Genomic DNA, 6321 nt, shown 5'->3' on the forward strand with positions numbered 1-6321 from the left:
GGGAAAATAAAGTTTTCGTGGGGTTGATCCGCAGGAGCCATCCAAGCCCGCAGACCTTCATTTAACAGAATGTTCTTGGTATAGAACGTTTCAAACTCAGGATCTTCAGCCGCCCGTAATTCTTGGGAGACGAAATCATAAGCCCGTAGGTTCAAAGCTAAACCAACAATGCCGATGGAACTCATCCACAGTCCCGTGACAGGCACGAACAACATGAAGAAGTGTAACCAACGTTTGTTAGAGAATGCAATCCCGAAGATTTGTGACCAGAAGCGATTGGCCGTCACCATCGAATAGGTTTCTTCCGCTTGGGTCGGTTCAAACGCCCGGAAGGTATTGGCTTTGTCGCCATCTTCAAACAAGGTATTTTCCACCGTCGCTCCGTGAATAGCGCACAACAGCGCACCACCGAGGATGCCAGCGACTCCCATCATGTGGAAGGGATTCAGTGTCCAGTTATGGAACCCTTGCAAGAACAGGATGAAACGGAAAATCCCCGCCACCCCAAAGCTAGGGCCAAAGAACCAGCTAGACTGACCCAAGGGGTACATCAGGAACACACTGACAAACACCGCAATCGGCCCAGTGAAGGCAATAGCGTTGTAGGGACGGATGCCGACCAGACGGGCAATTTCTAACTGACGCAGACAGAAGCCGATCAGGGCGAAAGCACCGTGCAGAGCCACAAATGCCCACAGTCCACCCAGTTGGCACCAGCGAGTGAAGTCCCACTGAGCTTCCGGGCCCCACAGGAACAGCAAGGAATGTCCTAAGCTGTTGGCAGGGCTACTAACGGCGGCTGTGATGAAGTTACAGCCTTCTAAATAAGAGCTTGCTAAACCGTGGGTGTACCAAGAAGTCACAAAAGTGGTTCCGGTTAACCAGCCACCAAGGGCTAGATAAGCACAGGGAAACAGTAGAACTCCTGACCAACCCACGAAGACAAAGCGATCGCGTTTGAGCCAGTCATCGAGGACATCAAACCATCCTCTTTGCACTTGCGGTCTTTCGACTGCAATAGTCATGGACGCAAATCTCCGAATATATATAATGACAATGCGTAAAGGGTTTTGTACTCCCGTTAAGGTTCTCTCATCTGCAATAGCAGAATCTGAGAAATTTGATGAGCACAGTTAATGTTTCTTTACGTCTGTTAATCAGTATAGAGGTATTCCTCAAGTTCAGCAACTCTTTTACACCACAAATTCAAAAAAGAGGATGCCAACCCCAGAAAAAACTGATTTCTAAAGATAATGTAAAGAAACCGGGTTTCGAGGTAAAGTGGTGTATTGGTAGTCCCAGTCGTTGAAATCCCCTGAACTTCTGGCTAACAGCGAAAGTCATCTTGAGACGACCGAGGGGATCGCTGTTTACTCTTCGGCCATAATTTTAGGAACTTTGAAATAATCTCCCTCTTGTTCGGGGGCACTGGATAAAATGCTATCCCGTTGAGCATAAGGTTCCCATTGATCGGGTCGAGTAATATTACTCATTTCAATGGCTCGCGTCATCGGAGGAACTTCGGCGGTATTGAGTTCGTTTAATTGCTCAAAATAATCTAAAATTTCACCCAATTGAGCCGTAAATTTTTCTTGTTCTTCTGGGCTTAATTCGAGTCTAGCGAGATGAGCGACTTTAGCGACTTGTTCACGATCAATGGTCATAGTTTATTTTAAGTTGATAGCAGGTGAATTGGAAAATTAATGAACTATAAAAACGTTAAAAATAGACATCAATCTTGCTTCTTCCCGTGACTTTGAGCCAGTTTTGAGCTTCAATATAGTTATTCGGAGCTAACTGAATGGCTCTGATCCAATATTCCGCCGCTTTGCGAAATTCCTGTTCGGCTGTATCTTCATCTCCAGCTTCTTTGGCTTTTTCACCTTGATAATGATAAATCACCGCAATATTATTCAAAGCTTGAGGCATTCGGGGGTTTAATTCAATAGCTTTGTGATAATATTCGATCGCTTCTTCATGTTCCCCATTGCTGGCATGAATTAAGCCAATATTATACAAAATAAAACTCCGATCATAGGGATCTTCTTCTAAAGTTAGTGCTTCATAGTAATTTTCTAAAGCTTCTGCATATTCCCCGTCCGCTTGGGCTGACATTCCATCCCGATAATAGGCAAAAGCTTCTTTTGCTTTTTGGTTGGTAGGCAGCATCTTCAGGATCATATCTGCCATAACCGTAAAGGTTTTATCAATAAAGTTATCGTTTCGCTGGGATCTCGGCATAAAATTTTAATCTCCTAATGTTGAGGCTGGGAACTTCAGAAGTATGGGGAAGTTCCTAAACAGCCTATTGCAATCATGTTACCTTAGAGAGTCATCAGTTATGGTAGGGAAGAGGGGACAGGGGGAACAGGGGAGGCAGGGGAGCACCGGGAGGCAGGGGGAGCAAGGGAGGCAGGGGGAGCAGGGGAAGTTGGGAAGAAATAATTTTTTCCCCATTCCTAATTCGTAATTCCGAATTCGTAATTCGTAATTCCCTATTGCCCATTCCCTATTCCCTTAACAGTCCGCTTCTGTGAGGATGGGATAGGATTTTTGGATTTTGTGGGTAGCGGGGGATGCTAACAACAGAATTTTCTCCATCAACCAAGGAGCCAGACGGTTGCACCAAACGGCCAAATGGCTTTGCCATCCGACTAAAATTTCTGAGGAATCTTTATCCAACCCAGTGACTAAGACTTTGGCAACTTGTTCGGGGCTCATGGGCACCACCCAACGGAAGAGTTGCAAATTCCGTGTCATGTCCGTATCCGTTAAGGTGGGTAATAAAGCCATCACGCGAATGTTGTGGGAAGCTAATTCCCGGCGTAAGGCTTCGGTAAATCCCAAAATGGCGAATTTAGTGGCGGAATAGGTGGACATGGTGGGGGCTGCGATTTTGCCCATTAAACTCGATACATTGACAATGGTTCCCGATTGACGACGGGCCATCCGTCGGGCAATGGTATGAGTAATGGTATACAACCCGATTAAATTCAAGGAGATTTCTTCTTGAACGTCTAGGAGTTTGGATTGTAAAAACGGCTTTTGGTGGGCAACTCCGGCACAATTAATTAAAATCTCAATCGGCCCATAAGACCGCCAAGCTTGGGCGATGGCAATCTTAACTTTAACGGGTTGGGTTAAGTCTAAGGCTAAGGTGACGACTTCCACACCCGAACCTTCTAATTCTGTTGCTAATTCTGCTAATCGTTGACGGTCTCGTGCGACTAAAATTAAACGTTTAGCGTGATGTTTAGCAAATTCTAAGGCAATAGCCCGCCCAATTCCACGAGAAGCCCCGGTAATCAGGGCTGTTTTTCCTTGAATGTTCATGGTGAAAACCTCCTGTTGAGAAGGAATTCGATGCTTTTTGGTACGGTTGTCAAATACAATTGATGACAACCTAACTAAACAACCGTTAGGACATCGATATTCCTTGATGCAGAGTGGATAGAATCTTGAAAGCTTAAAAATTTTGGTTCATGAGTGTAGAGATCGATAATGGGTCATGATTGAATAACAGACCAGGCTCTCTTTTTTCCTTAATTCCTGGTAACTAGAGCAACATTGATTTTAGACATGGCTCAACTGTCTCCTCAATACGAATGTTGATTGGAAAGACCCTCTATGCACAATCTAACAACCTAACCCAAAAGTTGCAACATTTTTTAATAAAAATCTCTTAATATAACTTCATAATTGATCAAGATACAGGCGTTGTCAGGTGGTTTGATTCCTTACCATGAGGGTGTTCTGGAATATGAGTGCAGAGACAAGTCTTCGGGGTTGATCACCTGAATATCCCTCTACCGGAAACCTTAAGCCTGATAAACTATCTATATCAATACAAGGTCTATATTGATATTCTCTTTTTACGGTTAATCATGCCATTGTCTGATAGTCCAGAGAAAACGGTTTTTGATTTGCATGAAGAAGCAAATCGTCATATCGCTCAACAGCAGTTTGATGAAGCGGTTGAAGTGTGTCAACAAGCGTTGAAAGTGGAACCTCGCTTTCTCCCGACCTACAGTACGATGGGATTAGCGAAACAATTGCAAGGGAAACTGGATGAAGCCAAGTTTTGGTATACCAAAGCCTTGCATCTTAAACCGGATTGGGTAGAAGTTCATGCCAATTTAGGCACGGTTTATGTTCAACAAAAACAATGGCAGGATGCCCTACAAGCTTATCAAACGGCGCTCCAGTTTAAACCGAATCAAGCCAGAATTTATCAAAGTTTATATACAGTTTGGATTAATCTCAATCAACCGGAAGCGGCGAATGAAGCTTGGTATCAGGCGTTAATTTTAGAGCCCCAATGCGTTTCTCCTCAAGAGTATATGGATTTTGGAAAAACGTTAATTGAAAAAGGCAAATTAGATCAAGCTTTGGAACTTTATACTAAAGGCGTCAAAATTTATCCAGATTGGTCGCATTCTTATTTTAGTTTAGGAGAAGCTTTCAGTCGGAAACAACAATGGGAAGAGGCGATCGCAGCTTATCAAAAAGCGATTAATCTTGATCCTAATAGTAATTTAATTTATCAAGGTTTGGCAGATGCGTTAGTTCAGCAGAAAAAATGGGAAGAGGCGATCGCCAATTACCAAAAAGCGATTGAACTCAATCCGAATTTTGCTTGGACATATCATCAATTAGGGAATGCCTTATCTGAACAAGAAAGATGGGAAGAAGCCACCGTTGCTTATGATCAAGGAATTGCCCTCAATCCTAAATTTTTTGGTTCTTATTATAAACTCGGAGAAATTTGCTCTAAAACGGGGAAATTAACGGAAGCCGTTGATTGGTATCGTCAAGCCATTGAGATTAATCCTGATGGGTTTTGGCTGCATTTTACTTTAGGAAATGCCTTATTTGAAACCCAACAGTTTGATGCGGCTTTAGTTGCCTATCAGCAAGCGATTGAACTAGAACCGAATATTGATTGGTTATATCCCCAAGTGGGAAAAATATTGACAGCAAAAAAACAATGGAATCAAGCAATTCATGCTTATTATAAAGCCGTTGAACTCAATCCGAATAATCTTTGGTTGTTAGAACAATTAGCCGAAACTTTAATTGAGCAACAGGAAATTGAAACCGCAATTTCAGTTTATCAAAACAGTCTTAAACTCGAACCAAAAGCTGATATTTTACATTATAATTTAGCTAACCTTTATAATTCTAAAGGTCAACTCGATGATGCGGCGACATCCTATCAAACTGCTATTAATCTCAATTCTAAAGTCGCTGAATATTATGCCGGGTTAGGGGAAGTTTGGTTAAAAAAACAAGAGTTAGATCTAGCAATGTCCTATTTAATGGATTCGTTAAAAATGAAGCCAGATTTAATTCGTGCTTATGAAAATATTGCTAAAATTTTACATCAGCAAGGCAAAACAGAAGAAGCCTTAAAATGTTATAATTATAAAGATTTACCGTTGTCACTGTTAGAACAATATTGTTCTGTTAATCCTGACCTATTAATTACATCGGATTTTAGTTCTAATGTAACTTATATTCCCGTTTATCCGGGGAGTCAAATTTCTTTGAACCCGTCCCGAACCTTATCTCAATTTCATCCAGGGTTTATCTTTAGTCAAGCAGAAACTCGTAATGCGTTTGTCGTAATATTAGAAAATGGGAAAGTTTGGGGAGATTCAGCGACCAGTGCAGTGATGACGGCACAAAATGAATTACTCACCGATATTTCAACCGGATGCGCTGAATTAGTGTTGTCCTCCAATAAGTTACCCCCAGCCTATAAAATTGATGGAACGGTTGCCTTTTTATCCGTGCAATGGGGAGAAGCATTCTATCATTGGATGTATGATGTTTTACCGGGTATTCATTTGATTCAAAAAAGTGGTATCGATTTAGAAAGTATTGATTATTTTGTTTTCAATAGTTATCGTTTTCCCTATCAAAAGCAAACCTTACAAAAATTAGGTATCCCAGAATCCAAAATTATCGAAAGTCGTTATCAACCTTATATTCAAGCGCAAAAAGTTATTGTTCCCGCGCCTAATTTTTTCCATAATTCAACAGCAACCTCACCTTGGATTTGCCAATTCCTAAAACAACAATTTGTTTCCCAAGATTTTCAGGAAATCTCTACAAACCGCCGCATCTATATTAGTCGAGAAGAAGCCAATTACCGTCATCTGGTGAATCAAGATGAGTTACTTAAACGTTTAGAACCTTTGAACTTTGAAAGCGTTGTACTAGAATCTTTAACGATTTCTGAACAAGCTGAATTGATGGCGAGTGCTTCAGTGGTTTTAACGCCTCATGGTGCGGGATTATCTAATCTTGTGTTTTGTC

The 6321-nt window shown here is 41.7% G+C and carries 5 protein-coding genes; 1 reads left to right on the plus strand and 4 read right to left on the minus strand.

Annotated elements, in window-relative coordinates; all coding sequences use genetic code 11:
• The 4 genes from psbD to ACKPEB_RS12420 all read right to left on the minus strand — a co-directional run.
• On the minus strand, positions 1–1025 hold a 1025-nt coding region (psbD, locus tag ACKPEB_RS12405), incomplete at its 3' end, for a photosystem II D2 protein (photosystem q(a) protein) (RefSeq protein WP_408965238.1).
• A 345-nt stretch (positions 1026–1370) separates the two neighbouring features.
• Positions 1371–1664, minus strand: a complete 294-nt coding sequence (gene gatC, locus ACKPEB_RS12410; RefSeq protein WP_408965239.1) for an Asp-tRNA(Asn)/Glu-tRNA(Gln) amidotransferase subunit GatC — start codon at positions 1662–1664, stop codon at positions 1371–1373.
• Between the two features lie 55 nt (positions 1665–1719).
• Positions 1720–2241 (minus strand): photosystem I assembly protein Ycf3, encoded by a 522-nt coding sequence (locus ACKPEB_RS12415; protein WP_408965240.1) that lies wholly within the window; start codon positions 2239–2241, stop codon positions 1720–1722.
• Between the two features lie 276 nt (positions 2242–2517).
• Positions 2518–3333: an SDR family NAD(P)-dependent oxidoreductase gene (locus ACKPEB_RS12420; protein ID WP_408965242.1), complete on the minus strand. Its 816-nt coding sequence runs from the start codon at positions 3331–3333 to the stop codon at positions 2518–2520.
• A 551-nt stretch (positions 3334–3884) separates the two neighbouring features.
• Here ACKPEB_RS12420 and ACKPEB_RS12425 point away from each other — a divergent pair.
• Positions 3885–6321: tetratricopeptide repeat protein (locus ACKPEB_RS12425; RefSeq protein WP_408965243.1), on the plus strand; the 2437-nt coding region annotated here is incomplete at its 3' end.

The sequence above is a fragment of the Planktothrix sp. genome, from assembly GCF_046067725.1.
Taxonomy (GTDB): Bacteria; Cyanobacteriota; Cyanobacteriia; order Cyanobacteriales; family Microcoleaceae; genus Planktothrix.

Coding starts and splice junctions, on each gene's coding strand:
- gatC (WP_408965239.1), bottom strand. CDS start 1,664: ATGACCATTGATCGTGAACAAGTCGCTAAAGTCGCTCATCTCGCTAGA.
- ACKPEB_RS12415 (WP_408965240.1), bottom strand. CDS start 2,241: ATGCCGAGATCCCAGCGAAACGATAACTTTATTGATAAAACCTTTACG.
- ACKPEB_RS12420 (WP_408965242.1), bottom strand. CDS start 3,333: ATGAACATTCAAGGAAAAACAGCCCTGATTACCGGGGCTTCTCGTGGA.